Source organism: Bradyrhizobium elkanii USDA 76, assembly GCF_023278185.1.
Lineage (GTDB): Bacteria > Pseudomonadota > Alphaproteobacteria > Rhizobiales > Xanthobacteraceae > Bradyrhizobium > Bradyrhizobium elkanii.
Genome location: NZ_CP066356.1, coordinates 2,363,581 through 2,388,915, shown reverse-complemented (window position 1 = coordinate 2,388,915; position 25,335 = coordinate 2,363,581). Strand labels below are relative to the sequence as shown.

General features: G+C 64.4%; 21 protein-coding genes. 8 read left to right on the top strand and 13 right to left on the bottom strand.

What is annotated here, in order from left to right; genetic code table 11:
• Positions 1 to 122: 122 nt before the first annotated feature.
• The 3 genes from JEY66_RS11490 (at position 123) to JEY66_RS11480 (ending at position 2,265) form a co-directional block, all read left to right on the top strand.
• On the top strand, positions 123 to 1,184 hold the full coding sequence (locus JEY66_RS11490) for a Dyp-type peroxidase (protein ID WP_016842716.1): 1,062 nt from the start codon (positions 123 to 125) through the stop codon (positions 1,182 to 1,184).
• A complete protein-coding gene (locus JEY66_RS11485; protein WP_016842715.1) occupies positions 1,177 to 1,992 on the top strand; it encodes a family 1 encapsulin nanocompartment shell protein in 816 nt (271 codons plus the stop codon). The genes JEY66_RS11490 and JEY66_RS11485 overlap by 8 nt, the downstream gene beginning before the upstream one ends.
• An 81-nt stretch (positions 1,993 to 2,073) precedes the next feature.
• Positions 2,074 to 2,265: a hypothetical protein gene (locus JEY66_RS11480; RefSeq protein ID WP_016842714.1), complete on the top strand. Its 192-nt coding sequence runs from the start codon at positions 2,074 to 2,076 to the stop codon at positions 2,263 to 2,265.
• Between the two features lie 15 nt (positions 2,266 to 2,280).
• Here the strand turns inward: JEY66_RS11480 and JEY66_RS11475 are convergent, their stop codons facing one another.
• Positions 2,281 to 3,570, bottom strand: a complete 1,290-nt coding sequence (locus tag JEY66_RS11475) for an MFS transporter (RefSeq protein ID WP_018273325.1) — start codon at positions 3,568 to 3,570, stop codon at positions 2,281 to 2,283.
• A 118-nt stretch (positions 3,571 to 3,688) separates the two neighbouring features.
• Between JEY66_RS11475 and JEY66_RS11470 the strand changes: the two genes are divergently transcribed.
• On the top strand, positions 3,689 to 4,900 hold the full coding sequence (locus JEY66_RS11470) for an amidohydrolase family protein (RefSeq protein WP_016842712.1): 1,212 nt from the start codon (positions 3,689 to 3,691) through the stop codon (positions 4,898 to 4,900).
• A gap of 27 nt (positions 4,901 to 4,927) precedes the next feature.
• Here the strand turns inward: JEY66_RS11470 and JEY66_RS11465 are convergent, their stop codons facing one another.
• The 3 genes from JEY66_RS11465 to JEY66_RS11455 form a co-directional block, all read right to left on the bottom strand.
• Complete coding sequence (locus tag JEY66_RS11465; protein WP_026193233.1) at positions 4,928 to 5,953, bottom strand: glycoside hydrolase family 5 protein; 1,026 nt, start codon at positions 5,951 to 5,953, stop codon at positions 4,928 to 4,930.
• On the bottom strand, positions 5,950 to 7,239 hold the full coding sequence (locus tag JEY66_RS11460) for an O-antigen ligase family protein (protein WP_016842710.1): 1,290 nt from the start codon (positions 7,237 to 7,239) through the stop codon (positions 5,950 to 5,952). The genes JEY66_RS11465 and JEY66_RS11460 overlap by 4 nt, the downstream gene beginning before the upstream one ends.
• A gap of 75 nt (positions 7,240 to 7,314) precedes the next feature.
• Complete coding sequence (locus JEY66_RS11455; RefSeq protein WP_018273326.1) at positions 7,315 to 8,169, bottom strand: WecB/TagA/CpsF family glycosyltransferase; 855 nt, start codon at positions 8,167 to 8,169, stop codon at positions 7,315 to 7,317.
• A gap of 463 nt (positions 8,170 to 8,632) precedes the next feature.
• Here JEY66_RS11455 and JEY66_RS11450 point away from each other — a divergent pair, with 463 nt between their 5' ends.
• Positions 8,633 to 9,763 (top strand): GNAT family N-acetyltransferase, encoded by a 1,131-nt coding sequence (locus tag JEY66_RS11450; protein ID WP_018273327.1) that lies wholly within the window; start codon positions 8,633 to 8,635, stop codon positions 9,761 to 9,763.
• Between the two features lie 74 nt (positions 9,764 to 9,837).
• Here the strand turns inward: JEY66_RS11450 and JEY66_RS11445 are convergent, their stop codons facing one another.
• The gene (locus JEY66_RS11445) at positions 9,838 to 11,058 is read right to left on the bottom strand and encodes an FAD-dependent oxidoreductase (RefSeq protein WP_018273328.1); all 1,221 of its coding nucleotides are present in this window, start codon (positions 11,056 to 11,058) and stop codon (positions 9,838 to 9,840) included.
• A gap of 597 nt (positions 11,059 to 11,655) precedes the next feature.
• On the opposite strand from JEY66_RS11445, the gene JEY66_RS11440 reads away from it, so the two are divergent.
• Entirely contained in the window at positions 11,656 to 13,002 is a 1,347-nt protein-coding gene (locus JEY66_RS11440) for a lipopolysaccharide biosynthesis protein (protein WP_026193235.1), read from the top strand.
• Between the two features lie 122 nt (positions 13,003 to 13,124).
• Here JEY66_RS11440 and JEY66_RS11435 read toward each other — a convergent pair whose 3' ends face one another.
• On the bottom strand, positions 13,125 to 15,233 hold the full coding sequence (locus JEY66_RS11435) for a GumC family protein (protein ID WP_026193236.1): 2,109 nt from the start codon (positions 15,231 to 15,233) through the stop codon (positions 13,125 to 13,127).
• 279 nt (positions 15,234 to 15,512) lie between these two features.
• Between JEY66_RS11435 and JEY66_RS11430 the strand changes: the two genes are divergently transcribed.
• Together JEY66_RS11430 and JEY66_RS11425 are read left to right on the top strand one after the other, a co-directional pair.
• On the top strand, positions 15,513 to 16,703 hold the full coding sequence (locus tag JEY66_RS11430) for a glycosyltransferase family 4 protein (protein ID WP_026193237.1): 1,191 nt from the start codon (positions 15,513 to 15,515) through the stop codon (positions 16,701 to 16,703).
• Positions 16,704 to 16,718: 15 nt separating this feature from the next.
• Entirely contained in the window at positions 16,719 to 18,275 is a 1,557-nt protein-coding gene (locus tag JEY66_RS11425; RefSeq protein WP_018273331.1) for a glucosamine inositolphosphorylceramide transferase family protein, read from the top strand.
• An 18-nt stretch (positions 18,276 to 18,293) separates the two neighbouring features.
• Here the strand turns inward: JEY66_RS11425 and JEY66_RS11420 are convergent, their stop codons facing one another.
• Genes JEY66_RS11420 through JEY66_RS11390 form a run of 7 tightly spaced genes read right to left on the bottom strand, consistent with a single transcriptional unit; the run spans position 18,294 to position 25,328 of the window.
• A complete protein-coding gene (locus tag JEY66_RS11420; RefSeq protein ID WP_018273332.1) occupies positions 18,294 to 19,496 on the bottom strand; it encodes an ABC transporter substrate-binding protein in 1,203 nt (400 codons plus the stop codon).
• Between the two features lie 55 nt (positions 19,497 to 19,551).
• A complete protein-coding gene (locus tag JEY66_RS11415; protein ID WP_016842700.1) occupies positions 19,552 to 20,253 on the bottom strand; it encodes an SDR family NAD(P)-dependent oxidoreductase in 702 nt (233 codons plus the stop codon).
• Between the two features lie 39 nt (positions 20,254 to 20,292).
• Positions 20,293 to 21,099, bottom strand: a complete 807-nt coding sequence (locus tag JEY66_RS11410; RefSeq protein ID WP_018273333.1) for a glutathione S-transferase family protein — start codon at positions 21,097 to 21,099, stop codon at positions 20,293 to 20,295.
• 25 nt (positions 21,100 to 21,124) lie between these two features.
• The gene (locus tag JEY66_RS11405) at positions 21,125 to 22,285 is read right to left on the bottom strand and encodes an iron-containing alcohol dehydrogenase (protein WP_016842698.1); all 1,161 of its coding nucleotides are present in this window, start codon (positions 22,283 to 22,285) and stop codon (positions 21,125 to 21,127) included.
• A 37-nt stretch (positions 22,286 to 22,322) separates the two neighbouring features.
• A complete protein-coding gene (locus tag JEY66_RS11400; protein ID WP_018273334.1) occupies positions 22,323 to 23,096 on the bottom strand; it encodes an enoyl-CoA hydratase-related protein in 774 nt (257 codons plus the stop codon).
• Between the two features lie 12 nt (positions 23,097 to 23,108).
• Positions 23,109 to 24,119 (bottom strand): NAD(P)H-dependent flavin oxidoreductase, encoded by a 1,011-nt coding sequence (locus JEY66_RS11395; RefSeq protein ID WP_016845330.1) that lies wholly within the window; start codon positions 24,117 to 24,119, stop codon positions 23,109 to 23,111.
• Between the two features lie 21 nt (positions 24,120 to 24,140).
• Positions 24,141 to 25,328 carry an acetyl-CoA C-acyltransferase gene (locus JEY66_RS11390; protein ID WP_016845329.1) on the bottom strand — a complete coding sequence of 396 codons (1,188 nt, stop codon included), beginning with the start codon at positions 25,326 to 25,328 and terminating at the stop codon, positions 24,141 to 24,143.
• Between the last annotated feature and the right edge of the window lie 7 nt (positions 25,329 to 25,335).

Below are 25,335 nucleotides of genomic sequence, written 5' to 3'. Positions count from 1 at the left end.
TTCGAGCCCTTGTAAAGGCTCCACCGGCATGCTCCTCTGCCTCTGTCGTCTGGACGCCGATCCGGCGTCCAGCGCCTGCCTTTTGTCCTCGTGGAATTGCCGTTTTAGTCAAGGAGACCTGCGTGCCCTCAGCCGTTCCGCAACCGGTCGCTGCGAAGCTGACGCGCGCGGCCATCTTCCTTGCGGTCACGCTCAAGCCCAATCCGGAATATGATGCGGTGGTGCGGTCGCTATGCGCCGACCTGGGCGCGCTGCTGCGTGCCGTGGGCTTCCGCGACCTCGAGGGCCGGCTGTCATGCGTCATGGGCATCGGCTCCGACGCATGGGACCGGCTGTTCGGTGCGCCGAAGCCGAAAGGCCTGCATCCGTTCCGCGAGATCAACGGCGTCCACCACGCCGTCGCAACGCCGGGCGACCTGCTGTTTCACATCCGCGCCGTGCCGATGGACCTGTGCTTCGAGCTCGCGACCCAGATCATGACGCGGCTCGGCGATGCGGTTGCGACCTCCGACGAGGTGCACGGCTTCAAATATTTCGACGAACGCGACCTGCTCGGCTTCGTCGACGGCACGGAGAATCCTGAAGACCAGGCGGCCACCGATGCCACCATCATCGGCGACGAGGACGCGGCGTTTGTCGGCGGCAGCTATGTGATCGTGCAAAAATACCTGCACGACCTGAAGAAGTGGAACGAGCTGCCGGTCGAGATGCAGGAAAAGATCATCGGCCGAACCAAACTGTCCGACATCGAGCTCGACGATGCGGTGAAGCCGAGCTACGCGCACAACGCGCTGACCACGATCGTCGAGAATGGCGAGGAGCTCGATATCGTCCGCGACAACATGCCGTTCGGCAATATCAGCAAGGGCGAGTTCGGGACCTATTTCATCGGCTATGCCAAGTCCCCGCAGCGGATCGAGCAGATGCTGGAGAACATGTTCGTCGGCAAGCCGCCGGGCAATTACGACCGTTTGCTCGACTTCAGCCGCGCCGTCACCGGCATGCTGTTCTTCGTCCCGTCGGCGACCTTCCTGGAGGATGTCGCGAGCGAGGCGCCGGCAGCTTCGCCCGCCGAGCCGTCTCCGGATGACGCCGGGGCGGGCGACACACCTGCACCAGGAATACCGCCGTCCGACGGCTCGCTCGGGATCGGCTCACTGAAAGGAGAGGCTGGACATGAATAATCTTCATCGGGGACTCGCCCCTATCTCGGATGCGGCATGGGCCCAGATCGAAGAGGAGGCCTCGCGCACGTTGAAGCGCCATCTGGCGGCGCGCCGTGTCGTCGATGTCGACGGTCCGAAGGGAACGGATTTCTCCGCGGTCGGCACCGGTCATCTCAAGAAGATTGCGGCGCCGGGCGACGGGGTCGAGGCGACGCAACGCGACGTCCGCGCGCTGGTCGAGCTGCGCGTGCCGTTCGAGCTCTCGCGCCAGGCGATCGACGATGTCGAGCGCGGCGCCAATGATTCCGACTGGGATCCGCTCAAGGAGGCCGCGCGCAAGATCGCCTTCGCCGAGGATCGCGCGGTATTCGACGGCTACGCGGCCGCCGGCATTGAGGGCATCCGTCAGGGCACCAGCAACCCGGTGCTGACGCTGCCGTCGAGCGTCAAGAACTATCCCGCCGTGGTCGCCCAGGCGGTCAGCCAGCTGCGGCTTGCCGGCGTCAACGGTCCCTATACGCTGCTGCTCGGCACCGAGCCCTATACCGCGATCGGCGGGGCGACCGACGACGGCTATCCGGTGCTGCAGCACATCCAGCGCCTGATCGACGGCAAGATCATCTGGGCGCCCGCGATCGAGGGCGGCGTGCTGCTCACCACCCGCGGCGGCGATTTCCAGCTCTCGATCGGCCAGGACCTTTCGATCGGCTATCTCAGCCACTCGGCGAAATCGGTTCAGCTGTATTTCCAGGAGACCATCACCTTCCTGATGCTGACGAGCGAGGCGTCGGTGGTGCTTGCGCCGGAGGCGAAGAAACCCGCCTAGTCTTACCGGCGTTGACTCATCCGGGAAGTCTCCGGCCGTGGCCGGAGCTTCCGTCGAACTGCAACGGAGAGGAGGCGCGCAATGGACTACGATCTCTACATCAATCCGAAGAAGACATCGGTCGGTCTTTATGTCCGCAAGGGCGCGGGTCTTCCCGACCTTGCCGATGCCAAGGACTGGGTGTTCGACGGCACCTCGGCGCAGGCCAATCTGCCGCCGCAGCTCGTGAAGGAAATCGAGGCCAACGGCCACGCCTTTCGCGACATGAATTAAGCGCGTCTGCCGGCGTTACTTCTCGCCGACCTTCACCGGGGCGGTCTCGGGCATCAGGCTCATCGCCACGATGCCGACCGCGGCCGCGAGCAGAAGATACCAGGACGGCGCCCGCGGATCTCCGGTCACGTGCAACAGCCACGTGACCACGAGTTGCGCGGTGCCGCCGAACGTCGCGATGGCGACCGCGTAGATCGTGGCGAACACGCCGCCGCGAATGCTCTGCGGCAGCGCTTCGGTGAACGCGGCATAGAACGCCGTGAACGGCAGCGATCCGATGAACGACAGGATGCCGAAGCCGAACAACAGCGACCACGCACCGGGGTCCTGGACGATCCACAGGAAGGCCGGATAGGTCAGCACCAGCACGACCAGCTGCGGCCAGATCATGATCGGCTTGCGTCCGAGCCGGTCGGCAAGCCAGCCGCCCAGCACCGCGCCGATGATCTGCAGTCCGTTGCTGACCAGCGATACCGTGAACGCCAGCGACGGCGACACATGCAGCGTGTTCTTGGCGTAGGTCGTCATGTATTGTGTCACATAGGTCGAGATCGTGCCGCTGGCCAGGATCATCACCGCCAGCACGATGACGCGAAGATGCCGACGCGCCAGCGCCACATGGCTCGAGCGTTCGACCTGCCCGGCGACGTGCTCCCCATGCGAGACCGTTTCCGGCAGCGTGCGACGCATCCAGATGCCGAACGGCAGACAAACGGCCCCGAGCAGGAACGCGATGCGCCATCCATAGGCCTGCAGCATGTCGGGCGCCATCGCGCTGCTCAGGATGACACCGACAAGCGCGCCGACCGTCGCCGCGATCTCCTGGCTGGCGGGCTGCGAGGCGACCACGAGGCCGCGGTTCCTCGGTGCAGCGATCTCGATCAGATAGGCCGTGGTCGGCCCGACCTCGCCGCCGAGCGCAAACCCCTGCACCATCCGCGCCAGAATCACGATAACAGGCGCCACAATGCCGATCGCGGCATAGGATGGCGTCAGCGCGATGGTCAGGATCGCGCCGCCCATCAGGGCGAAACTCAGCAGCATCGCCGGCCGCCGCCCGACCCGGTCGGAGAAGATGCCAAGCACGATGCCGCCGATCGGCCGCGTCAGGAAGCCGGCGCCGAACGTCGCAAGCGACAGCATGAGGCTGCCGTATTCGCTATGCGCGGGGAAGAAGGTGCGTCCGATCTCGGTCGCAAAGAAGCTGTAGGTGATGAAGTCGTAGAACTCCAGCATGTTGCCGATGGTCGCGGCAAAGGCTGCGCGCTTGACGTCGAACGGTTCCCTGCTCGCAATCTCCGGCAACGCTCTCGGTTCCTTGTCTGCTGGTGCGAGCGGAGTATTATTCCTCCGACCATGTTAGGCAAGGCATGGAGAACCGCGCGATCTGCATGCGACGCAAGCGACAAGAGGAACAGATCCGATGCCAGCCGACAAACTCTTCATCAATGCCAGGTTCGGTGACGGCACCAGCCGCAATCTGCTGGTCCGTGGTGGCCGCATCGTTGCGATCGAGGCGAAAGGCGAACGGCCGAGCGGGATCGAGATCGTCGATCTCGACAATGCGCTGGTCGTGCCCGGCTTCGTCGAAGGCCACATCCATCTCGACACCAGTTTTTACGGCGACGCCTGGCGGCCGCACCGTCCCTGCACCAACGGATTCGACGTCCATGAGCGGGTGGCGTTTCAGGCCGAGAACCTTGCCGCCGCCGCTCCGATGGACGTGCGCGCGCGGAACCAGCTCGACCTCTGCATCGGGCACGGCACGACGCAGATGCGCAGTCACGTCATGGTCGACGGTTCGGTGGGGCTGAAGTCGCTGGAGACCATCCTCGGGGTTCGCGAGGAATACAGGGATTTGATCGATATCCAGCTCGTGGCGTTTCCCCAGAACGGCATCCTCACCAGCCCCGGCACGCCGCAGCTGCTCGACGAGGCCATCAAGCTCGGCGCCAACGCCGTCGGCGGGCTCGATCCGGCAAGCTTCGACCGGGACGTCGAAGGGCATCTCGACGTCGTGTTCGGCGTCGCGCAAAAGCACGGCGTCGATGTCGATATCCATCTTCATGACGGCGGCATGCTCGGTGCCTTCGAAGTCGAGCAGATCGCGGCGCGCACCCGTGCGCTCGGCATGGCGGGCCGCGTCACCGTCAGCCACGCTTACGGGCTCGGCGACATTCCCGCCGACGCGCTGAAGAAGACCGCCGACAGTCTGGCGCGCTCGGGCGTCGCGATCATGACGAATGCGCCGGGCAGCCGGCCGTTCCCGCCCGTCGCCCTGTTGCAGAAAGCCGGCGTCACGGTGTTCAGCGGCAACGACAACATCCGCGACTCCTGGTGGCCCTATGGCGACGGCGACATGCTGGGCCGCGCCATGATGATCGGATACCGCTCGGGTTTCTACACCGACGAGGAGCTCGCGATCGCGTTCGACATGATCACCGCGGCCGGCGCCAAGGCGCTCAGGCTCGAGCACTACGGCCTGCATGTCGGGGCCAAGGCCGATTTCGTGACCCTGAACGCCGTGCATATCCAGGAGGCCGTGGTCGCACGGCCGTCCGGGCGTTCCGTCTACAAGGGTGGCGTGCTCGCCGCGCGCGACAATCGCGTCGTCAAGGCCGCCGGCCGATCCTGAATCGGACGCGGCGTGCAATCGAAGGGCTTAGCGGACCGGAGGGATGATCGCGCGGAGAATGTCCGTCTTCCAGCGTTGCCGGGCGCCGTCGAATGCCGCAAAATCGTGGTCGAACTGCCAGTAAGCCCACGCCCAGCCATTTCGTTCCGCGCGTCTCGCCATGAACGACAGATACGTCGCGCGGCTCTCCGCGGGAGCACGTTCATAGACACCGAACTCGCCAAGATAGATCGGGCGCTTCTCTTTCTCGGACCAGGATCGGATCTTGTCGAAATCGGCCGAGGCCTTGGCCAAGTCTTCCGCAGAGCCCCAGCGCAATGGACCGATCTTCGAGAAGGTCGGCGACCACGGCGCGCCCTGATGGGTGAATTGCAGCGGCAGGTAATAGTGGAATGTGACGATCAGGTTTCGGTCGCCGGCCGGCAGCGCCAGCTGATCGATCGGCAGCTCCTCGGTGTTCAGGATCGCGACCACGACATTGCGCTTCGGGTTGGTACCCCGGATGATGGCAAGACAATCGCCGAGCAGCTCATTCCATTCGGCCGAGGTCATGTTGCCGCCGGGCTCGTTCAGGATCTCGAACACCAGCGCCGGGTATTTCCCCGCGTAGCGCGATGCGATCTGGCGCCAGAATGCCTTGAGCTTCACGCCGCATTCGGCCACGTCGCGTTGGCAGAGATCGGTGTCGTGCTCGTCGAGGATCGGAACGAGCCTGCTCGCCAGCACCTGCTCGATCACGGCATCGAGTCGCCGCAGGACGGCATCATCGAGGATGTTGCCGGAATCCATATGCCTGAAGCCGAAGAAGTTGATCCGGACATGGGAAAAGCCGGCCCTGCGAATCGCGGCGAGGTTTTCCGGGCGGAACGGCGCGTTGTGGTAGCCCTCCCAGATGCCGTCATAGCCGAGAATATTGATGCCGCGCCCCAATGCCGCGGCGTCCGGCGATGCCCCCTGCCCCGCGGCATTCGCCGGCGCGATCAGCGGGACAGCAAGCCCTGCCGCCGCCAGCATGACGAAGGCTCGTTGCAGAAGTATCCGGAACGCGGTCATGGCTGCTCCGGCTCGCGCGGCTGCGCGCGCGATGACGGCACCGGCCGGCAAATGGCGAGGAAGAAGGCGATCAGCAACACCGACGTGAACATCGTCGAGCGAAGGAAGACCGTCTCGGTGAAATTGGTCTGGCAGTTGAGGAAGACAAACCCGATGATCAACGCGCAGTGCAGGCGGTCGATCGCCCGCCCTGCGATCAGGCAGAGCACCTTGTAGGAGAACAGGAAGACGCTCGCCGTGAACAGGAAATAGCCCAGGAATCCGGTCTCGACGAGAATGGCGATATAGCCGTTGTGGTAATTGTCGAGCACCCAGCCGTGGTTCTGGTTGAAATAATCGTAGATCGCCGGATTGGTCCAGAATCCGTTGATGCCAAATCCGAACAGCGGCGCGTCATCGAAATGGCTGATGGCGTACTGCCAGATGAAGGTCCGCTCGGTGAAGTCGATCGTCGTGTCGAAGGCATGAATCGAGTCGTATCCGGTCGTGTAGAAATACAGGATCAATAGCGCTGCCGCGACGCACATGACGGATGGCAGGATCGCGTAGACCTGCATGCACCGGACCGACCACAGGGAGGTGAGCAGCAGCGCGCAGGCAACCAGCGACAGGGTGCCGGCGCCGCGCGACTCCGAGAGCATGACGCAGGTGGAGGCCAGCACGAACGTCACGAGGAACGGCAGCCATCCTTGTCCCGTTATCTTTCGATAGCAGGCGAAGAACATGAGATAGGCGCCGGCGAAGCCGAGGGTTTGCTTCGACTCGAAGACGCCCTGCCACTGTCCCTTGTGCATCCAGGTCTGATCGATCCCGATGTCCGGGAGGATCACCGCACAGAGCGCAGAGGCCGCGATCAGCACGAACAGGCCGCGGGTGGCCGATGTCACGATGTCATCGATATCGACGCGGGTGATCATGCAGAACGCGCCAAGCGTCGTGATTACGAGCGCCGCGGCCTTCATCAGGGCTGCCACGCCGAGGTTGGTCCACAACACGGAGATCGTGGCGAATGCGTAGAACGCGACGATCACGAGCGTATCGAGATTGAGGGCCAGCCGCAGGCAGGGACGGATGAACAGGCTTGCGTAGATCAGAACGCCCCACATCAGCAGGGCGACGGCCTGTTGCACCAGGGTCAACTCGGTCGGAAGCAGCGCGGCGTGGAAGGTCCCCATCGACATGATCACATTGATGGTGATCGACCAACCGACGACGGCCCTGGCGAAATTCTCCGCCCCGACGCCGGGTGCCTGCCAGATCGAACCGTCGATCGCACGTCCGTCCATTCGGTTGTACTCCGCTCATGGAATGAGCCTGCTGCTCCGGTGGATCGGAGCCGCACATTGCACTCGTTAGAGGCGTCAGTCTTTCGTCGACGAGGATCGGGTCCGGTTGAACAGCAGATAGAGCGCGTGCGGATTGGTCGTCAGATAACGCCAGAACAGCCGCCGCGGCTCGAGCCATAGGCGCCAGGCCCATTCGAGGCCGACGATCTGCATCCATCTCGGCGCACGCGGGCGCGAGCCGGACAGGAAGTTGAACAGCCCGCCCGAGGTCTTGATGACGCCGACATTGCCGAGCCGAGGCATGAATTCGTCGACGAAAGCCTGCTCATAGGGCACGCCGAGCGCGACCCAGAGAAAATCGGGCGCCAGGGCATTGATCTCGTCGACCTTGGCCCGCAATGCGTCGCCGCGCAGATAGCCGTGCGAATGGCCGACGATCTTGAGTGCCGGATAGGCCCGGCGGACATTGGCAATGGCAGCCTTGTTCTCGGCTTCGTTGGCGCCGAACAGATAGAAGGTCAGCCCGAGCTCTTCCGCCTTGCGCGCGACGTCGTGAAACAGATCCGTGGTCGCGACGCGCTCGGGAAGCGGATTCGGCGACCGAAGCTTGGACACCATGACCAGCGGTTGCCCGTCGGCGTTGATCAGGTCGGCGGTACGGAACAGCCGGTCCGTCATCGGCTCGGTCGAGCAGCGCGACAGCACCTCGCCGTTGGCGGAGGTCAGATACAGCGGACGATTGGCACGCCGGTTCGGATGCACAGCCTCGACCATGAACTCGGCGGTCTGCTCGCGATCGAGCACGGCGAGCCGTAGCCCACCGACGGTTGCCCGGGGAACACCGGCCGTCGCAGCCCTGCCGACAGGATTGATGCGCCGCTCCCGCGCGCCGTGTGGCAATGATCCGATTTGCGCCGGAGCCGAGGACATCTGCTCGGCCCGCGATATGTCGCAAATCCGGACAGGCGGCGCAGCCATGTCCGAATTGGGACGCCGAGGCGGCTTGCGGTCGGCCTGCGGGAACGAAATTGCGTAGGAAGCGCGGGTTTTTTGGCTGTGACTCAGCATTTCGGCGGGACTCCAGGACTTGCGAGCCCTTAACTGCAATATCCGGTCCAGACCGGGTGCGATATCTCACCACGGCGCGATTGAGCTGAGCCTTAAAGGATTGTTAACGATGCAGATCCCTCGGACGCGGCGACGTTCAGATGACGGCCGACCGCAGCCGATGCGATGAAGGCAATGGCTCGACCCAGCAACAATGTGCAAAGGTCGAGGCATTGCATTAATACAAATCGTATTCTGCCGCTGCCCGAGCCGATCGACCTTTGCTATAAGGGCGGCGTGCCGGATTCAATCGGCGCTTTGAAACTGTCGATTTGTTTGGTCTCACATGAATAAGAATGATGACGCGTTCGATGTCAGCATCGACGACGCATTCGACTTCCTGTCTGAAGAGTACGTGAAGTTATTTGAAGGCTCGGACGCGACCGCCTTCCAGCATCCGATATGGCTGGACAGCCTTTATCGCAAGCTCGCTCCCGCCGCGTCGGCCAAGCCGCTGGTCGTCGCCATCCGCCATCGTGCGAACAAGTCGCTTGCGGCCGTGCTGCCGATGCTGCGCGTGCGGCGCGGCCCGATGCGCACCATCGAATTCGCCGATCTCCGCGTGTCCGACTATTTGTCGCCGGTGTGCAGCATCGCGACCTTCGCCGACCTGCTGCAAGACCGGCGTGCCTGCGAAAGGCTTCGACAGCTGCTGCGGCCGTTCGACCTGCTGCGCATACCCAAGCTGCTCGATGCGAGGATGCCGATCGAGAATCTGCTCGGAGCGCCCCATCGCAGCCTGATGGATACCAATGCTTACGCGACGGTCCTGGTTGCGCCGTTCGAGCAATGGCAGATCAATGCAATGGGAAAGTCGTACCAGAAGGAGCTGGCAAAGAAATGGCGCCAGATCCACAAGAAAGGCACGCTCACCTTCTCATGCTGCGACGATAGCGCCTCCGTCGGCGAAGCCATGGAGACGATGAGAAAGTTTCGGGGTCCCCGGTTTCACGAACAGGGTGATGGCGATCTGTTGCAGCGACCGGAGTATTTCGATTTCTACTCGAGCGTGGCGCTTCGCGGCATGGGCTCGTTTACCCGGCTCTACGCCATGAAGATGGACGGCATCGTCATCGCCACCGCGCTTGGGCTGGTCCACCGTGGCAGCGTCCTCGTCGTCATGACGGGGTTCGATGTCGACGGGTACAAGAGCCAATCGATCGGCGCGCTGACATTCGAGGGTGTCGCCAGGGATTGCATCGAGCGCGGCGACCGGGTGCTCGATTTCACCATCGGTGACGAACCCTACAAAATGCAGTTCGGCGGTCAGCCGACGCCGATGTCTGCGGTGACGCAGGCCGGCAGCGCGGCCGGCTCGCTGGCGCTGTTTGCCTTGAAGCAGGCGCCCTGGATCAAGCAGGCCGCCAAGCGTGTGACCGACATCAGGCCGATCCGCACCTCGACCGGCACGCGCTAAAGCGCGATGAGATCGGGTCGGATCATCATCGCGCCTCAGCTCATTGTGAACATGATCTTGGCGCGACCACTCGCCTAGCGGAGCGCGCTGCGGACGCGCATCACCCATCCCGGATGAATGCGGTCGACCCGGTGGGTGATCATGCGGCGCAGGAAGTGCAGCTTTCGCCGCAAGTTCCAGCGCATATCGGTGTTCAACGTCAAGGCCTGGCGGAAGCTCGCCAATTGCAGCGAGTGCTGATCGGCGGCGAGCTTGTCCCGATCGGAATAGAACTGCGCAATCTTGTCCACGCCCATACCGGCGGTCTCCAGCCAGCGCGGCACATAGTCCGTGCAAAGACGTTCGACGTCCACCAGCAGTCGGCCGACGCCGGTTCCGGCTGCGGGACAATTGGTCTGAAACGCATCGCCGATCAACACGACGCCCGGCCGCAGATGGCCCTCGGTCACAGTCAGATCCATGACCCAGTTCTGCACCTGGCCGACCACCTCGAAATCGCCGAGATAGGGCTGCAATCCCGGCATCAGGCGAAGCAGCGTCCGTCTGGTGTCGCGGCGCAGCTCGCGCATGATCGGATCGGTCGGATCGCGGAACATGAACAGGTTCGCCCGCATGCCGCCCGACATCGGAAACAGGCTGAGATAGTCGACACCGTCAGTCGCCTCCTCGCCATAGCAGGTCAGCGCATCGAAATCGAACGGCGCATTGTCCGGCCGTGCGATCGTGAAGCCGAACGAGACCGAGTGGCGCGCAGCAAGCATCCGCCGACGAATTCCGAGACTGTGGCCGAGCACGTTCGTCATGCCGGTCGCCAGAATGACCAGACGCGAGACGACGCGCCTTCCGGAGGCCAGCGTCAACTGCTGACGCTGCTCGCTGCAGCTGACATTGGTCACCTGGTCGAGCAGGAAGCTCGACGCATCGGGCGTCAGGCCGCGTGCCATGTTGACGAGGTTGGCATAGGAAATCCCGTAGGACCGGCCGACGCCGATATCGACCAGCTTGCCGCTCCTGATGTTGAGCACCCGGTCATAGGGCGCGGCAATGGCCTCGACGTCGTCGATGAAGCCGAGGCGGCGCAGAATATCGATCTGCCGTCCGGCGATCTTCTCGACGCGGAATTCATCCGGCGGGATCGAACGCTTGTCGATCAGGATGACCCGGTACCCGGCCCGGGCGAGCACAGCCCTTGCCAGCGAACCTGCCAAACCGGCTCCGACAATTGCGACGTCCGCTTCGATGACTTCGGCCTCGCAGGCCACGATCGGCTTGGTCGCACTTTTCTCGGCAATCATGTTTGTCCGCTCCGACGGCTAGAGCGTTTTCGAGCGAAGTGGATACCGGTTCGCGTGAAGAAAACGCGTCAAAACAAGAATCTAGAACGCCGTTCCGATTCCATCGGAACGGGAAAAGCTCTAGTTGGCCGCAGAACTGCAAATTCCTTGCCCGCAGTGCCGCCTTGCCGATCGAGTACGGCGAGTTCGAGAATCGAGGTTAATGAAAACGTCCGGACCACGATCAGCGGTCTCTCGGCACACGGCTTGCACGACGGTCGGCCATGAAACTGAACCTTTGCAGGCTCCGCAGCAGGATGGCGAGGCAATTGCCAGGCCATCAAGCTGCGACAGATGGCGTTGACGCGCAAGCCCAGTCGCATCCGGCAAGGTCCGCGCCACTGGACCGCGCTCCGGAGGCAAATCCAACCTGCGCCGTTTGGAGACAGGGCAGACGGCGCCGTTCCAGAATGGAGCAACGCGACCTGGCCCCGTTCACAACTGCGTTGGACCCTGAAGCCATTCGAAAGGAACGGAATCTTAGCAAGAGAACATTAACACTCCAGGCTTCACCGATTGCTACGGTCGACAGCCCGACTGGATATTGAGACGTCTCTGGTGATTGCCTCTGTGCTCCAATTGTTACGGCGCGACGTCACGCGCGGCGTTGCCGGGACCATCCTGCTCAAGGTTGGTAGTGGCGGGCTCGCATTCGCGTTGTTCTCGCTCGCCGCGCGGGCGATGACGCCCGACGCGTTTGGAAACTTCGCAACCCTGCTCTCCGTCGCCCAGATCGCCTCGGTCGTGGGCCTGGTCGGCCAGGAGCTGCTCCTGGTTCGGTTTCTCAATGAATATGAAGTGCGCGGCCAGACCGAGTTCACCAAGGGTGTGCTGCTGTCGAGCCTGAAGAACTCGGCGATCGGGATGCTGATTTCGATCGCCGCGATCGCCGCGGTGGCCAGCCTTCGCGGCGAGTGGTGGCTGTTGATCCTGTCGGTCTCGGCGTTCACCGCGGTCAACGCAGGGCTCATGCTCGGCAGCCAGATCGCGCGATCGCTGGTCAGCATCCTGATGGGCGAAGGCAATCGGGAGTTCTTCTGGCGCGTCGCCGTCGTCCTGTTCCTGATCGCGGTGCTGTTCGGCCACCGGCAGCTCACCCCCACCGAGCTGTTCAGCGCGATGTCGGCCGCGATGGCCCTCGGGCTCGTCGTGCAGATCGTATCGATCGTACGGGTGCTGCCGAACCTGCGGTCGGTGACGGCGCGCTTCGAAGCCTCGCGCTGGAACAAGAGCGCATTCCGGTTCTGGCTCGCCTCCATTCTCGAAGCGGCAAACCAGTATTTCGACGTCATCCTAGTCTACTGGATGCTGGATCCGGCCACCGCCGGCGTCTATTTCGCCGCCTCGCGGCTGGCCAACATCTTCGCCATGCTGTCGGCTGCGCTGTACACGTTCGGCGCGCGCCGGCTCCCCTCGCTGTACTTCAGCAAGAACCATGGCGAGCTCGAACATACGCTGAAGCTGATGGCCGAGGTGACCGCGCTCTGCGTGCTCAGCGGCCTCGTCATTGTCTGGGTGGGCGCCCCCCATCTGCTCGGCCTGTTCGGACCGCACTTTGCGGCGCAGCAGTGGGTGTTGATCGTGCTCGCAATCGGAACGGCCTTCCAGGCGGCAGGCGGGCCCTCTGCTGCTGTTCTGCAGCTGACAGGCCATGAGCGCGATTACGTTCCCGTTGTCGCAGCCAATGTGGCGCTGCGGCTGCTGGGATTTGTCGTGCTGATTCCCTGGCTTGGCGTGCTCGGCGCCGCGATCTCTGCGACGGGTTCGCTGGTCGTCGCCACCGTCGCGCTCAACGTGCTGTGCCGGCGGCGGACCGGCGTCGACCCATCCATTCTGGTGCTGTCGCACCTGTGGCCGTCGAAAGGCGACGCCTACGCGGTCCGCGTTGCGGACAGCAACGACTAGAGCGTTTTTCGAGCGAAGTAAGATTACCGGTTCGCGTGACGAAAACGCGTCAAAACAAGAATCTGGAGCCACGCTCCGATCCTATAGGAACGAAGAAGGCTCTAGCTTCAGCCGAACCGCCTTCAGCTCGCCAGGCCCAGCGTCTCGCCCTGGGCACCGCGAACGGTCGCATCGACCGCTACGCGATTGACGACCAGCGCGGTCGGGACCGAACCATACCCGGATAGATCGGCGCGCGCCTTGCCGATCGCAGCCGAGTTGGCGGCCCCTTCGCCAGCCACGAGGATCACGAGGTCGGCATGGGCAGCCAGCGCCACCGCGGCCGGCTGCAGCGCAAGCGACGACGCGTCGACGATGATCAGGCCGAAATCGGCGCGAATATCGTCCGGCGGATAGGGCGGCGACTTGCTGCTGGCGCCCAGCAGCTCGACGATGGACGGCAGATCGGCCTTGATGATACCCGATCCTTGCCGCGGCGCGGCCTCGGCGCGTCTGGATTCCATCTCGATCAGGACGCTGAGGATGCCGTTCTTGACGGCGGATCGGTTCAGCGACCGTGCGACGGTGCTGCCGCCGGCACCGCCCTCAACCGACAGCAGGAGCGCCACCTTGCCGTGGTCTCCCGGAAGTTGCTCGATGTTCTCGATCAACAGCCGAAGATGCGGACCGAGATCGGGCTCGGCCGTCGTCGAGATCGGGGTCTGCCAGACGCTCCTGACGGCATCCGGCGACGCCATGTTGGGAATGCGGGCCAGCACCGGCAATCCCGGCGGCAGCGCCGGTTGCGGCGCGGCAGGCGCCGGTGGTGCGGGCGCCTCGGCCCGACGAAGCGGCGGAATGGCCTTGATCGGGAGCTGCTTCAGATTGAGACCAGGAACGGCGACGATCGCCGTCGACGTCAGCAGCGAGACGATCGCGAGCGCGACCAGCAACAGCGGAAGCGGCGGCAGCGTCGAATGCACCGGCGGCGTCGCAGGCGATGCGACCTTGGTCTGCGAGCTCTGCAGCAGCCGCTGCTCGTCGGTGGTCTTGTAGCGCGAGAGGAATTGCTCGTAGATATTCTTGTTGGCATCGGCGTCGCGCTGCAATTCCTGCAGCTTGACGAGCGCCTGACCGTCGACAAGGATCTGCTGTTCGACCGCCTTCTGCTGATCCTCGAGCGCCTTCTGCTGATCGCGCTGCGCCTCATATTCCGACTTCGCGGTGTCGATGTTCTTCTTCCGCTCGATCTCGATCTGCCGATTGAGATCGCCGAGCTGGCTGAGAGCCATCACGAGATCCGGATGACGGTCGCCCAGCACCCCGCGCTTCTGTGCAATCTGGTCGTTGAGCGCCGAGCGCTGGGCGCGCAGCGCACTCAGCAGGTCCTGCTTGACCGGCCCGTCGACATTGGCCTTCAGGTCGCGTTGCAGCTGCTCATAGCGGACCTTGGCCTCCTCGGTGCGGGCGCGCGCGGCGGCGACCTGCTGGGTCAGATCGGTGACGCGCAATTGCTGCGTCGTCGATTCCTTGCCGGCATTGACGATCCGGTGCTCGAGCTTGAACTTCGCAACGGCGTCTTCCGAAGACCGCAAGCGGTCGTTCAATGTCTTCAGCCGGCTCTTCAGCCAGTCGGCAGCTTCATCGGTCGCCACGCTGCGCGTGCCGCGCTGGCTGGCGACGAACGCCTCAGCCACCGCATTGGCGTAATACGCCGCGCGCCGCGGGTCGTTGGACGTGAACTTGATGGCGATGACATAGGTCAATCCGCGCCGGGAGATGTCGAGCCGGTTGCGAAACCGGTCGAGCAGGCGCGTGGGGTCGGTCCTGCCGCCGGAGATGTCGCTGTCCTCGGCGACCTTGAGCTGCTCGATCACCGGCCCGAGAAATCCGTCGGATTTGGCGATCTCGACATAGCTCTGCAGTGCTGCGGCATCCTGGCCGATCCCCGGCAGGACGTCCTGATCGGTGGTCACGCGCTGTTCGCGCGGGTCGACCACGACGAGCGCGGTCGCGGCATAGCGCGCCGGAATCAACATCAGCAGAATGACGCCGACCGCGAAGATCACCGCGGCGAGCATCAGAATGCGTTGACCGTTCTCGCGGAAAAAAGCCACCACGCCGGCAATGCTCAGCACGCCCTTGGTGGTTTCCGCAGAGGATCGGCTGGCCGGCACGCCGGCAGTTTCCCACGACGCGGCGGGTTCCGTGGCTTCGGAACGTCTCGAGCCTACGCGGTTACCGAACTTCATGAGGCTGTGACTCGAATTCAACTGACAGTACTGCTCCAACGTAAATATCTATGGTTAATCCACGGTTACCCCCTCTCGACGCGGGCGTAACCAATTAGTTAACGAGCCGGCTGTACCCTTTGTGTGAGACAATGGCTCTCGATTGCTGGCGATGTCTGACCGCACTAAATGAGCAGTAACCTCAACACGCGCTACTCGGTGTACGAGCACGCTTCGCGTGATAAGCACGCGCGCAATCTCGAGGGAGACGACTCCATTCCTTCGACGGGTGAGGAAGCCGTGCTCCATTACAGGCCAAGCACAGAATTGCGCGAGGCATCGACCGCATCGCGCAATCAATCGAACCAGAGCAAGCCAAAGCTGCGTGTCGTCCTGGTGCAGACCCAGGCCGAGAACGCCGGCGCGCAGGAGATATCGCGGCTGCTCGGTGCGGGCCTCGCCGCGCGCGGCTACGACGTCGCCAACCTGTTCTTCTTCCGCAAATCGGATTCCTTCGACGAGCCGCCCAATACATTCTATTGCGCGCCGAGCCGCCCGGGAAATCCGCTGGCGCTGCTGCGGATGCTGTGGACGCTCGCCGGCCATCTCAGGACCATCAGGCCCGATGTCGTGCTGACCTTCCAGCACTTCGGCAATGTGATCGGCGGAGGCGTGTCGCGCTTCGTCAGCCGCGCTCCGGTGATCGCCAATCAGGTGTCCTCGGCGATGTCGATGAGCATGCCGGTGCGCGCCGCCGACATCATCATGGGCTCGACCGGCTTCTTCCAGTGCATCACGCTGAATTCGCGCGACATGGAACGGGAATACGCGCGCTATCCCGCGCCCTATCGCGCGCGCATGACGCACGTCCCGCATGGCTTCGACGACAAGTCGCACAGCCTGCCGAAGGACGTCGCGCGGCAGCAGCTCAAGCTGCCGCCGGATCGCACGCTGCTCGGCTGCGCGGCAAGGCTGCATCCGCACAAGCGGCTCGATGCGGCAATTCGCCTGCTGGCCGCCGATCAATCCTGGCATCTTGCCCTCGCCGGACAAGGCGCGGATGAGGAACGGCTGCGAGCCCTGGCGAACGAGCTGAAAGTCGCGGACCGGCTGCACTTCATCGGCGAAATTCCGCCGCGCCAGATGGCCGATTTCCTGGCCTGTCTCGACGTCTTCGTCTTCCCGACGCAGGCCGAAACCTTCGGCCTTGCCGCGGTGGAAGCCGCGAGCGCCGGCATTCCCTGCGTCGTCAACGATCTTCCCGTGCTGCGCGAGGTACTGTCCTACCAAGGGCAGCCGGCGGCGGTTTTCGTCGACGCTTCTGACGAGGCCGAGTTTTCGGCCGCCGTGTCGAAAGTCCTGACCGATCGTTCGTTGAGCGACCAGCTGCGGCAAAGCGCCGTGGGTCTGAAGTCGCGCTATTCGTTGGATGCCATGATAGAGGAATACGTCCGCATTCTCGGCAATGCCGTGGGAGTGGACGCGCACTAGGAAATTGGGCTGGACATGATTATCGAGTTTCGCTGCGATCGTGCGCAGGCGCGGCTCTGGATGCGTCGCGAGATGCTGCGCGTCAGCGATCAGGATATTCCCGTTCAAATCGCCTGGACTACGACGCCGGGGCCGAGGCTCGCCGGCCTCGACATGCTGTTCGAGCTCGAACGCATCGTGCTGCGCAAGGGCAAGGCGGGCGACGCCGACAGGCTGAAGACGATTGCGGAACGGCCGCGCATGGGCAACCCCGACGTGGTGGTCGACTTCACCACGGCCGAGCGGGACCCGAACTGCTCCCCTAGGCTCTATCTCCGTCCACGCTTCAACGGGCAGGTCGGAGAAGTCGCCGCACTGGCCGCCATTCTCGCCGGCGACCTGCCGGTGATTGAGATCGTCAACGAGCTCGACGGCACGGTGATGGACCGCGGCCATCCCTCAGCGGAAATCGCCGCCGGCCTGAGCGGCGGGCTCGAAACGGTGATGGCGCGCACCCTGTCCATGCTGCCGCCGATCCTGTCGGGCGCTCCGCGGCTGGTCCCGCAACTGGCTGTGCCGGCGGCCGGCAGCGCGCCGCGAAATCCCGTGCCCTTTGTCCTGCGCGGCGTCGCGACCTCGATCGCGAAGGAAATCTACCGTCTCTGCTGCTACGCGCCGCATTGGCATGTCGGTTGGCGCTACGCCGACAACGCGGATGTCTGGCGGACCGGCGACCTGTCGGGACCTGCCTGGAACGTGCTCGGCGATCCCGGCAATCACTTCTATGCCGATCCCGTCCCGGTGAAGTGGCAGGGCAGGACCTTCGTGTTCTTCGAGGACCTCGACCACCGCACCGGCAAGGGCATCATCTCCGCGATCGAATTCGACGGCAACGGACCGGTCGGCACCGTGCTGCCTGTGCTCGAGGAACCCTGGCACCTGTCCTACCCGTTCCTGATCGAGAACAACGGCGAACTGTGGATGATTCCGGAAAGCACCGCGCATCGGGATGTCCCGATCTACAAATGCGTCCGCTTTCCCGACAAGTGGGAACGGCAAGGCACGCTGCTGGCCGGGCTCGAACTCGCCGACGCGACCATCACGCGGCATGACGGCCTCTACTACATGTTCGGAGCCTGGCGCGACGGCACCGGCGGATATTCCGACACGCTGGCGATCTATTACGCCGAGCAGTTGTTCGGCCCCTGGCGGCCGCATGCAAGCAATCCGATCCTGATGGATCGCGCGACGACGCGGCCGGCCGGCAATTTCGTGACCATCAATGGCAAGCTGTGGCGGCCGGTGCAGGACTGCACCAACGGATACGGCGCGGCGCTCGGACTTGCGGAAGTGCTCGAACTGTCGCCGACGACCTACCAGCAGGCCGTGCGCCATCTGCTCAAACCCGGGCCGCTGTGGACCGGACGCAAGCTGCACACGCTCAACCGCTGCGGCCAGCTCGAGGTGATCGACGGCTCGCGGGTCCAGCCGAAGACCGCGGCCTTGCTGAACAGCCTGCGGTCAAGCGACCAGTCATTGCAGCGGGAGTGGCAAGGCACGCTGGCGAAGCCGATCGCACGTCGGCTCCACTAGCGCCTCGGCCGGCCCGGTTCAGTTCAGGTCGGCACTCAGCACGCCGCCGAACTGCTCCCACGAGCTTCCGGTCCAGCGTTGCAGCTGCAGCTGCGTATAGGCCATGCTGTTGTCCGGACCTGTGTTGATGGTGATGCCCGGCATCAGGGTCGGCAGCACGAGCCCCCTGATGTTGCGCGCCTGCTTCACGATGTTCTCGCGCGACAGATCGTCGCCGCACTGCTTCAGCACCTGTTCGAGGATCTGCCCCTGCTGGGTGCCGAACAGATAATTGTTGTCGCCGATGTCGGCGCCGGGAAGATATTTCTCGAAATGGGCGCGATACCATTTCATGCCGGAATCGTCGGCCCACTTCCTGTCGTTCGGATCCTTGGTGATGGTCGCCACGACAACGCCCACCGCCTTGTCGGCTCCCGCCGGCACGATGGTCGCGGAAACCGAGCTCGACACGTAGTTGACGATGGTCAGCGGCGACCAGCCGGTCTCGTTCGCTTTCTTGATCGCCTGGGCCGCGAATTTCGGCGTGCCGGCGATCAGGAACGCCTGCGCGCCCGACGCCTTCAACGTCACCACGCGGGATTCGATGGTCGGCTCGGTGACCTCATAGGGCGACGTCACCACCTTCTTGTCGAAATCGGCCTTCAGCACCTCCTTGAACGCGGCCACGAAATCGCGGCCGAGATCGTCGTTCTGGTAGAGGACCGCGATCTTCGCATCGGGTGCCGTCTGGGTGATGTACTTTGCGTAGATCTTTCCTTCGGTGTTGTAGCTCGGCAGCCCCGTGGTGGTCAGCGGAAACTCGGTGAAGTTCGCAAACTTGGTCGCGCCGCTGACGACGAACAGATGCGGCACCTTCTTTGCGGTGACGTATTTGATGGTCGCGCCGATGCCGGGCGTGCCGAGAGGGCTGAACAGGAACGCCACCTCGTCGCTCTCGATCAGCTTGCGGGTCTGCTCCACGGCCTTGGGCGGCGTGTAGGCATCGTCATAGGTGATGAGGTTGATCTTGCGGCCGTTGACGCCGCCGCGGTCATTGACGGAATGGACGTAGGCGATGAGGCCCTTGCCGGTGTTGCTGAGCGGAGACGCCGGGCCGCTGAACGGGAACGTCGCCCCGACCTTGATTTCCGACTCCGACACCCCCGGCGTTTCGGCGCGGACTGGAGCCACGGCAAGCGCCGCGAGCATCGCAACGGACACGGCAAACGTCTTCAACAGCATGAAATTCCCCCTGAGCTTTTATGAATTGACCAACTCTCGCGACCGGCGCGCGGCGCTACCAGACTTCGCCGAACGGCCTGATCTCGACATTGAACGACCACGCGCTGCGATCCTGATGGGCGACGTGCCAGACCTCGTCGGCGATCGCTTTCGGCTTGATGAAAAAGTCGTCCGGCCGATCCGGCCAGCGCTCGCGCGTCCACTCCAGATCGATCACCGCATCGATCACGAGGTAGGCGACATGAACCCCTTGCGGCCCGAGATCGCGGGCCATCGCCTCGGCGAGGATCCGCTGCGCTGCCTTGGTCGGCGCGAACCCCGCGAAGCCGGCCTTGCCGCGCAACGCCGAGGTGTTGCCGGTCGCGACGATGGCGCCCTTGCCCGCACCGATCATCGCCGGGGCAAATCGCCTTGCCAGGTACAACAGTCCCATCGTGTTGACCTGGAAGTTGCGATTGAGAATCTCCGGATCGATCTCGCGGAAGGTGCCGAACGCCCCGCCGACGGCGTTATGAATGACCACGGTGGGATCGCCGAGATCGCGCTCCACGGCGGAGGCCACCGCCTCGACTTGCGCGGGATCGGACACATCGCATCGATAGGCCTTTGCGCCCGGCAACTGCTGCTCGAGCGCGGCAAGACGCGCCTCGTTCCTGGCGAGCAGGGCGACGCGATAGCCGCCCTCGGTGAATCTCCTGGCGAGCGCCGAGCCCGTGCCGGGACCAACCCCGGATATCAGGCAGACGGGTGCGGTCATGCGATCAACCCTCCGCTTTGCGGCCCATGGCCTTCATGGTCAGGCGGCCGCCTTCGACAGCAACTTCTCGACATAAGGCTTGAGGTCCGGCCTGACATGCTCGTGCGCGATCAGCCGGTCAAAGTGGGCAAACATCAGCGGATACTCATCCCGCACGCCCGGGTGCAGGATATTCGCCAATCCCTGCTTGCGCAGTTGCTCGGCCCGCGCGTGTTCGTTCATGAACAGCGCGAGTTCAGCGGCAAAGCAGATGTCGGCAATCGAGATGCCGTTCCCGACCAGCGCCTCCCGCCGGGGCGACAGCGCCTGCTCGATCCCCGAGGCGTAGATCGCGAATGCATCCTTGGCCCGCGCATGGATGGCCGCATCGGCGGTGCCGCCCGACAGCGCCAGCAGATAGATTTGCGAGTCCCGCGCAAACACCAGGCTGACATCGAGAAAGCTGTCGATCCTCGACGCCTCGTAGGCGTCGCGTCCGTAGAGCGGGAACGCTGCCTCGCCGAGCCGCGCCACCGCGCGCATGATGCTGTTCGATTCGAAGATCCCGACCTTGCCGTCGGCGCCGAATGCCGCCGGCACATTGCCGAACGGCTGCGCCGCCATGAACGCATCGGTCTTGAAGAGCTGCGCGCCGGTCAGTCCGACCCGCCCGGTCCGCGCCAGCGACGACAGCGAGGCGCGCTCGTGCTCCGCCAGCGGGCGGGCATCATAGTCCCACAGCCAGTCGCGCAACTCCTTGCCGGAGGCGCCCCTGACCTCGACATCGACACCGCAGAACCGCGCCGCGATGGTCGCCTTCCAGACCCGCGGGTTCGGCAAATAGGAGAAGATGCGCAAGGCGGCCATGGTGGACTGCTCCGGTGCTAATGCCTCAGGCGGCCAGCTTCAGGATCTTGACGACGTCGCCGGGTTCGCGGATCGGCTGCGGGTTGGCGCGCGTGAAGATCGACAGCATGGCGTTCCGGCCGATCAGCTCAAACCGATCCTCGCCGACGCCGACATCGGCAAGCCGCCGCGGCAGGCCGAGTTCCGCGATGAACGCCGCGAAGGCTTCGCCGGCATCGCGCCCCGGCGCGCCGAGCGCGGCGGCGATCGATTGCTGGGCTGCCTCCGTCGCCGGGCGGTTGTAGCGGAGCACGCTCGGCATCATCACCGCCGTGCAGAAATAATGCGGCACGTCGCAGGTGCCGCCGAGCACATGGCCGATGGCATGACTGGCGCCCATCGGCACCCGTGACTGCAATCCGAACGCCGACAGCCAGGAGCCGAGCTGGCAGCTCAGCCGCGCCGCCGCATCGTCGGGGTGGGCCTTGGTGCGCAGCAGGCCGTCGTGCAGATAGCGCAGCCCCTGCCGGCACACCGCGTCGACCAGCACATTGGGGCGGCTGGAGCAGATCGCCTCGATGCCGTGATCCATCGCCCGCGTGCCGGAACCGAGCCAGAGCTTCTCGGGCGTATATTTCGTGATCGCGGGATCGAGGATGATGCTGCGCGGCATCATCATCGGATGGTTGAAGATCTGCTTCAGCTTGCGGCTGGTATCGGTGACCAGCGCGCCGGAATTGTATTCGCCGCCGGAGAGCGTGCTGGGGATCGCGATCATCCGGACCTTCGGCGTGCGGAATGGCCCGAAGCGGCGGTCCGGCGTGGTCTCGAAGCCGTCGAGGCCATCAGGCTCGAAGATCTCGTGCTCCATGCACATCAGCACGATCTTCGCCGCATCGACCACCGAGCCACCGCCGATCGCGACGACAAGGTCCGCCCTGGCCTCGCCGGCTTGCCGCGCGATCTGCGTCACCACGTCGCGCGTCGTATGCTGCGGCACACCGTCGAAGGTCGCGGCATGGCGGTCGCCGAGCGCTTGACGGATTTTCTCGATCTCGTCGGTCGTGGTGTTCAACGTCCGGCTGGCGATCAGATAGACGCGCCTGGCGTCCAGCCGCTCGGCCTCCTCGCGCAGCGCTTCGGCCGCCGGCTTGCCGTAGATCACGGATTCCATGGTCGGGTATTGATGGCTGCCGGTGACGCGCATGCTTTCACTCCCTCGATGTGTCCGTGAATTCCCGGGGTCAGGCCGACAGCTTGGTGAAATCGGGCTGACGCCGTTCGGCGAAGGCGGCGAAGGCCTCGCGCGCCTCCGGCGTCGTCAACCGCTCCTTGAACAGCACGCCTTCCTCGGCGATCTGCGCCGCGATCTTCTGCTGCTCGCGCATCAGCTTCTTGGTCATGCCGAGCGACCCTGCCGGCCGCCTGGTCAGCGCGACCGCCGCGTCATGCGCCCTCTTGCGCAGATCGGGCTGCGGCACCACGGCATTGGCGAGGCCCGATGCCAGCGCGCCTTGCGCATCCATCGGCTCGCCGAGCGCGAACATCGCATAGGCGCGCGCGTGCCCGATCCGAAGCGGCAGCAGCCAGCTCGACGCCGCCTCTGGCACCAGCGCGAGGTTGACGAACGGCGTGATCAGCCGCGCGTTCTCGGCGAGATAGACCAGGTCGCAATGCAGCAGCATGGTGGTGCCGACGCCGACCGCGTTGCCCTGCACGGCCGCGACGATCGGCTTGCCAACCTTGCTGATGGTTTCGATGAAAGTGTGGGCCGGACTGTCGACCGCGCTTTCACCGCGCGCCTGGCTTGCGAAGTCAGCCAGATCATTGCCCGCGGTGAAGCTGTCGCCGTCGCCTTGGAACAGGATCACCCGGACGGAGGCATCCGCCTCCACCTGCTTGAGCGCCGCGGACATGACATTGTACATCGCGCCGGTCAGCGCGTTCTTCTTTTCCGGCCGCTGCAAGGTCAGCGTCATCACGCCGGCGGCGATCTCAACCTTGACATGCTCGGTCATGGCACTCTCCCGTCAGGCGACCGCGCGGGCCGGCGTGGTTTCGAACTTGCCGTCGAGGAAGCCGGTCAACCGCTGCCGGATGATCGCTTCGGCCTCGGCCATGATGCGGTCGATCAGCTCCTTGACGGTCGGGATGTCATTGATCAGGCCAACCACCATGCCGCAGCTCCAGGCGCCGGCATCCATCTCGCCGTCGATCATCACCTTCGGATAGACGCCGGCAACCTGCTCGTGGATATCCTCGATCTTCAGCCTGGCGCCCTTCTCGCGCTCGATCTCGAGCAGCTCATCGACGCCCTTGTTCTTCAGCACCCGCTCGGTGTTGCGCAGCGCGCGCATCACGAGGCGCGTATCGAGCTCGTCGGCGTCGAGCAGCGCCTGCTTCACATTGGGATGAACCGGCGCTTCCTTGGTCGCGATGAAGCGGGTGCCCATGTTCATGCCGGCCGCGCCCATCGACAGCGCGGCGACGAGGCTGCGCGCGTCCGCCATGCCGCCCGAGGCGACGAACGGGATCTTCAATTCGTCCGCCGCGCGCGGCAGCAGGATCATGTTCGGAATGTCGTCCTCGCCGGGATGGCCGCCGCACTCGAAGCCGTCGACGCTGACCGCGTCGCAGCCGATCTTCTCGGCCTTCAGCGAATGCCGCACCGAGGTGCATTTGTGGATCACCTTGATGCCGGCCGCCTTCAGCGCCGGCATGTACTGCTCCGGGCTGCGGCCCGCGGTCTCCACCGCCTTGACGCCGCCCTCGCGGATAACTGCGATATATTCCGGATAGGGCGGCGCGGTGAAGCTCGGCAGGAAGGTCAGATTCACGCCGATCGGCTTGTCGGTCATGTCGCGGCAGCGCGCGATCTCCTTGGCCAGCAGCTCCGGCGTCCGCTGGGTCAGGCCGGTGATGATGCCAAGGCCGCCGGCATTGGACACCGCCGCCGCCATCTCGGCGAAGCCGACATAGTGCATGCCGCCCTGGATGATCGGATGCTGGATGCCGAACAGTTCAGTGATTGCTGTCTTCACAAGTCTCTCCCGCGTTGCCGCTCAGTGGACGATTTCGAACAGGCCTGCCGCGCCCATGCCGCCGCCGATGCACATGGTCACAACGCCGTATTTCGCCTTGCGCCGCCGGCCCTCGATCAAGAGGTGGCCGGTGAGCCGCGCGCCGGTCATGCCATAGGGATGGCCGATCGCGATCGAGCCGCCGTTGACGTTCAGCTTCTCGGGATCGATGCCGAGCTTGTCGCGGCAATAGATCACCTGCACCGCATAGGCCTCGTTGAGCTCCCAGAGGTCGATGTCGGCGATCTTGAGGTTATGCCGCTTGAGGAGCCGCGGGATCGCGGCGACCGGGCCGACGCCCATCTCGTCCGGCTCGACGCCGGCGGCAACGAAGCCGCGGAATATGCCGAGCGGCTTCAAGCCCTTCTGCGCGGCGATCTTGTCGCTCATGATCACGCAGGCCGATGCGCCATCCGAGAGCTGGCTGGCGTTGCCGGCGCTGATGGTCTTGCCCTCGAACACCGGCTTGATCTTGGCGAGCCCGTCCGCCGTGGTATCCGGCCGCGGGCCCTCATCCTTCGCCAGCGTCACCTGCTGGTAGCTGACTTCCTTGGTGTCCTTGTTGACCACAGCCATTTTTGTCGTGATCGGCACGATTTCGTCGTTGAAGCGCCCGCCCTGCAGCGCGGCGCCGACGCGGCGCTGGCACTCCAGGCTGTATTCGTCCTGCTTGTCGCGCCCGATCCCATAGCGCTCGGCGACGACCTCGGCGGTCTCCAGCATCGACATGTACATCTCGGGCTTCATCGCCATCAGCTCGTCGTCGACGGCATGGAACCTGTTCATGTGCTCGTTCTGCACCAGGCTGATCGACTCGATGCCGCCGCCGATCGCGATCTCGACGCCGTCAAGCATCACCGAGCGGGCGGCGACCGCAATCGCCTGCAGGCCGGAGGCGCATTGCCGGTCGATGGTGGTGCCGGCGACCGTCACCGGCAGCCCGGCGCGGATGGCACCCTTGCGTGCGACGTTCATCACCATGGTTCCCTGCTGCATGGCGCAGCCCATCACCACGTCCTCGACCTCGCCGGGCGCGATGCCGGCGCGCTTCACCGCCTCGGCCATCACATGGCCGGCCAAAGTCGGGCCGTCGGTGTTGTTGAGCGCGCCGCGATAGGCCTTGCCGACGCCGGTGCGCGCGGTGGAAACGATGACTGCATCCTGTGACATGCTTGCC

What these genes read in the sequence shown, in the direction of transcription:
- JEY66_RS11485 (WP_016842715.1), top strand. Translation starts at nt 1,177, where the DNA reads ATGAATAATCTTCATCGGGGACTCGCCCCTATCTCGGATGCGGCATGG.
- JEY66_RS11480 (WP_016842714.1), top strand. Translation starts at nt 2,074, where the DNA reads ATGGACTACGATCTCTACATCAATCCGAAGAAGACATCGGTCGGTCTT.
- JEY66_RS11470 (WP_016842712.1), top strand. Translation starts at nt 3,689, where the DNA reads ATGCCAGCCGACAAACTCTTCATCAATGCCAGGTTCGGTGACGGCACC.
- JEY66_RS11465 (WP_026193233.1), bottom strand. Translation starts at nt 5,953, where the DNA reads ATGACCGCGTTCCGGATACTTCTGCAACGAGCCTTCGTCATGCTGGCG.
- JEY66_RS11460 (WP_016842710.1), bottom strand. Translation starts at nt 7,239, where the DNA reads ATGGACGGACGTGCGATCGACGGTTCGATCTGGCAGGCACCCGGCGTC.
- JEY66_RS11455 (WP_018273326.1), bottom strand. Translation starts at nt 8,169, where the DNA reads ATGTCCTCGGCTCCGGCGCAAATCGGATCATTGCCACACGGCGCGCGG.
- JEY66_RS11450 (WP_018273327.1), top strand. Translation starts at nt 8,633, where the DNA reads ATGAATAAGAATGATGACGCGTTCGATGTCAGCATCGACGACGCATTC.
- JEY66_RS11445 (WP_018273328.1), bottom strand. Translation starts at nt 11,058, where the DNA reads ATGATTGCCGAGAAAAGTGCGACCAAGCCGATCGTGGCCTGCGAGGCC.
- JEY66_RS11435 (WP_026193236.1), bottom strand. Translation starts at nt 15,233, where the DNA reads ATGAAGTTCGGTAACCGCGTAGGCTCGAGACGTTCCGAAGCCACGGAA.
- JEY66_RS11425 (WP_018273331.1), top strand. Translation starts at nt 16,719, where the DNA reads ATGATTATCGAGTTTCGCTGCGATCGTGCGCAGGCGCGGCTCTGGATG.
- JEY66_RS11420 (WP_018273332.1), bottom strand. Translation starts at nt 19,496, where the DNA reads ATGCTGTTGAAGACGTTTGCCGTGTCCGTTGCGATGCTCGCGGCGCTT.
- JEY66_RS11415 (WP_016842700.1), bottom strand. Translation starts at nt 20,253, where the DNA reads ATGACCGCACCCGTCTGCCTGATATCCGGGGTTGGTCCCGGCACGGGC.
- JEY66_RS11410 (WP_018273333.1), bottom strand. Translation starts at nt 21,099, where the DNA reads ATGGCCGCCTTGCGCATCTTCTCCTATTTGCCGAACCCGCGGGTCTGG.
- JEY66_RS11405 (WP_016842698.1), bottom strand. Translation starts at nt 22,285, where the DNA reads ATGCGCGTCACCGGCAGCCATCAATACCCGACCATGGAATCCGTGATC.
- JEY66_RS11400 (WP_018273334.1), bottom strand. Translation starts at nt 23,096, where the DNA reads ATGACCGAGCATGTCAAGGTTGAGATCGCCGCCGGCGTGATGACGCTG.
- JEY66_RS11390 (WP_016845329.1), bottom strand. Translation starts at nt 25,328, where the DNA reads ATGTCACAGGATGCAGTCATCGTTTCCACCGCGCGCACCGGCGTCGGC.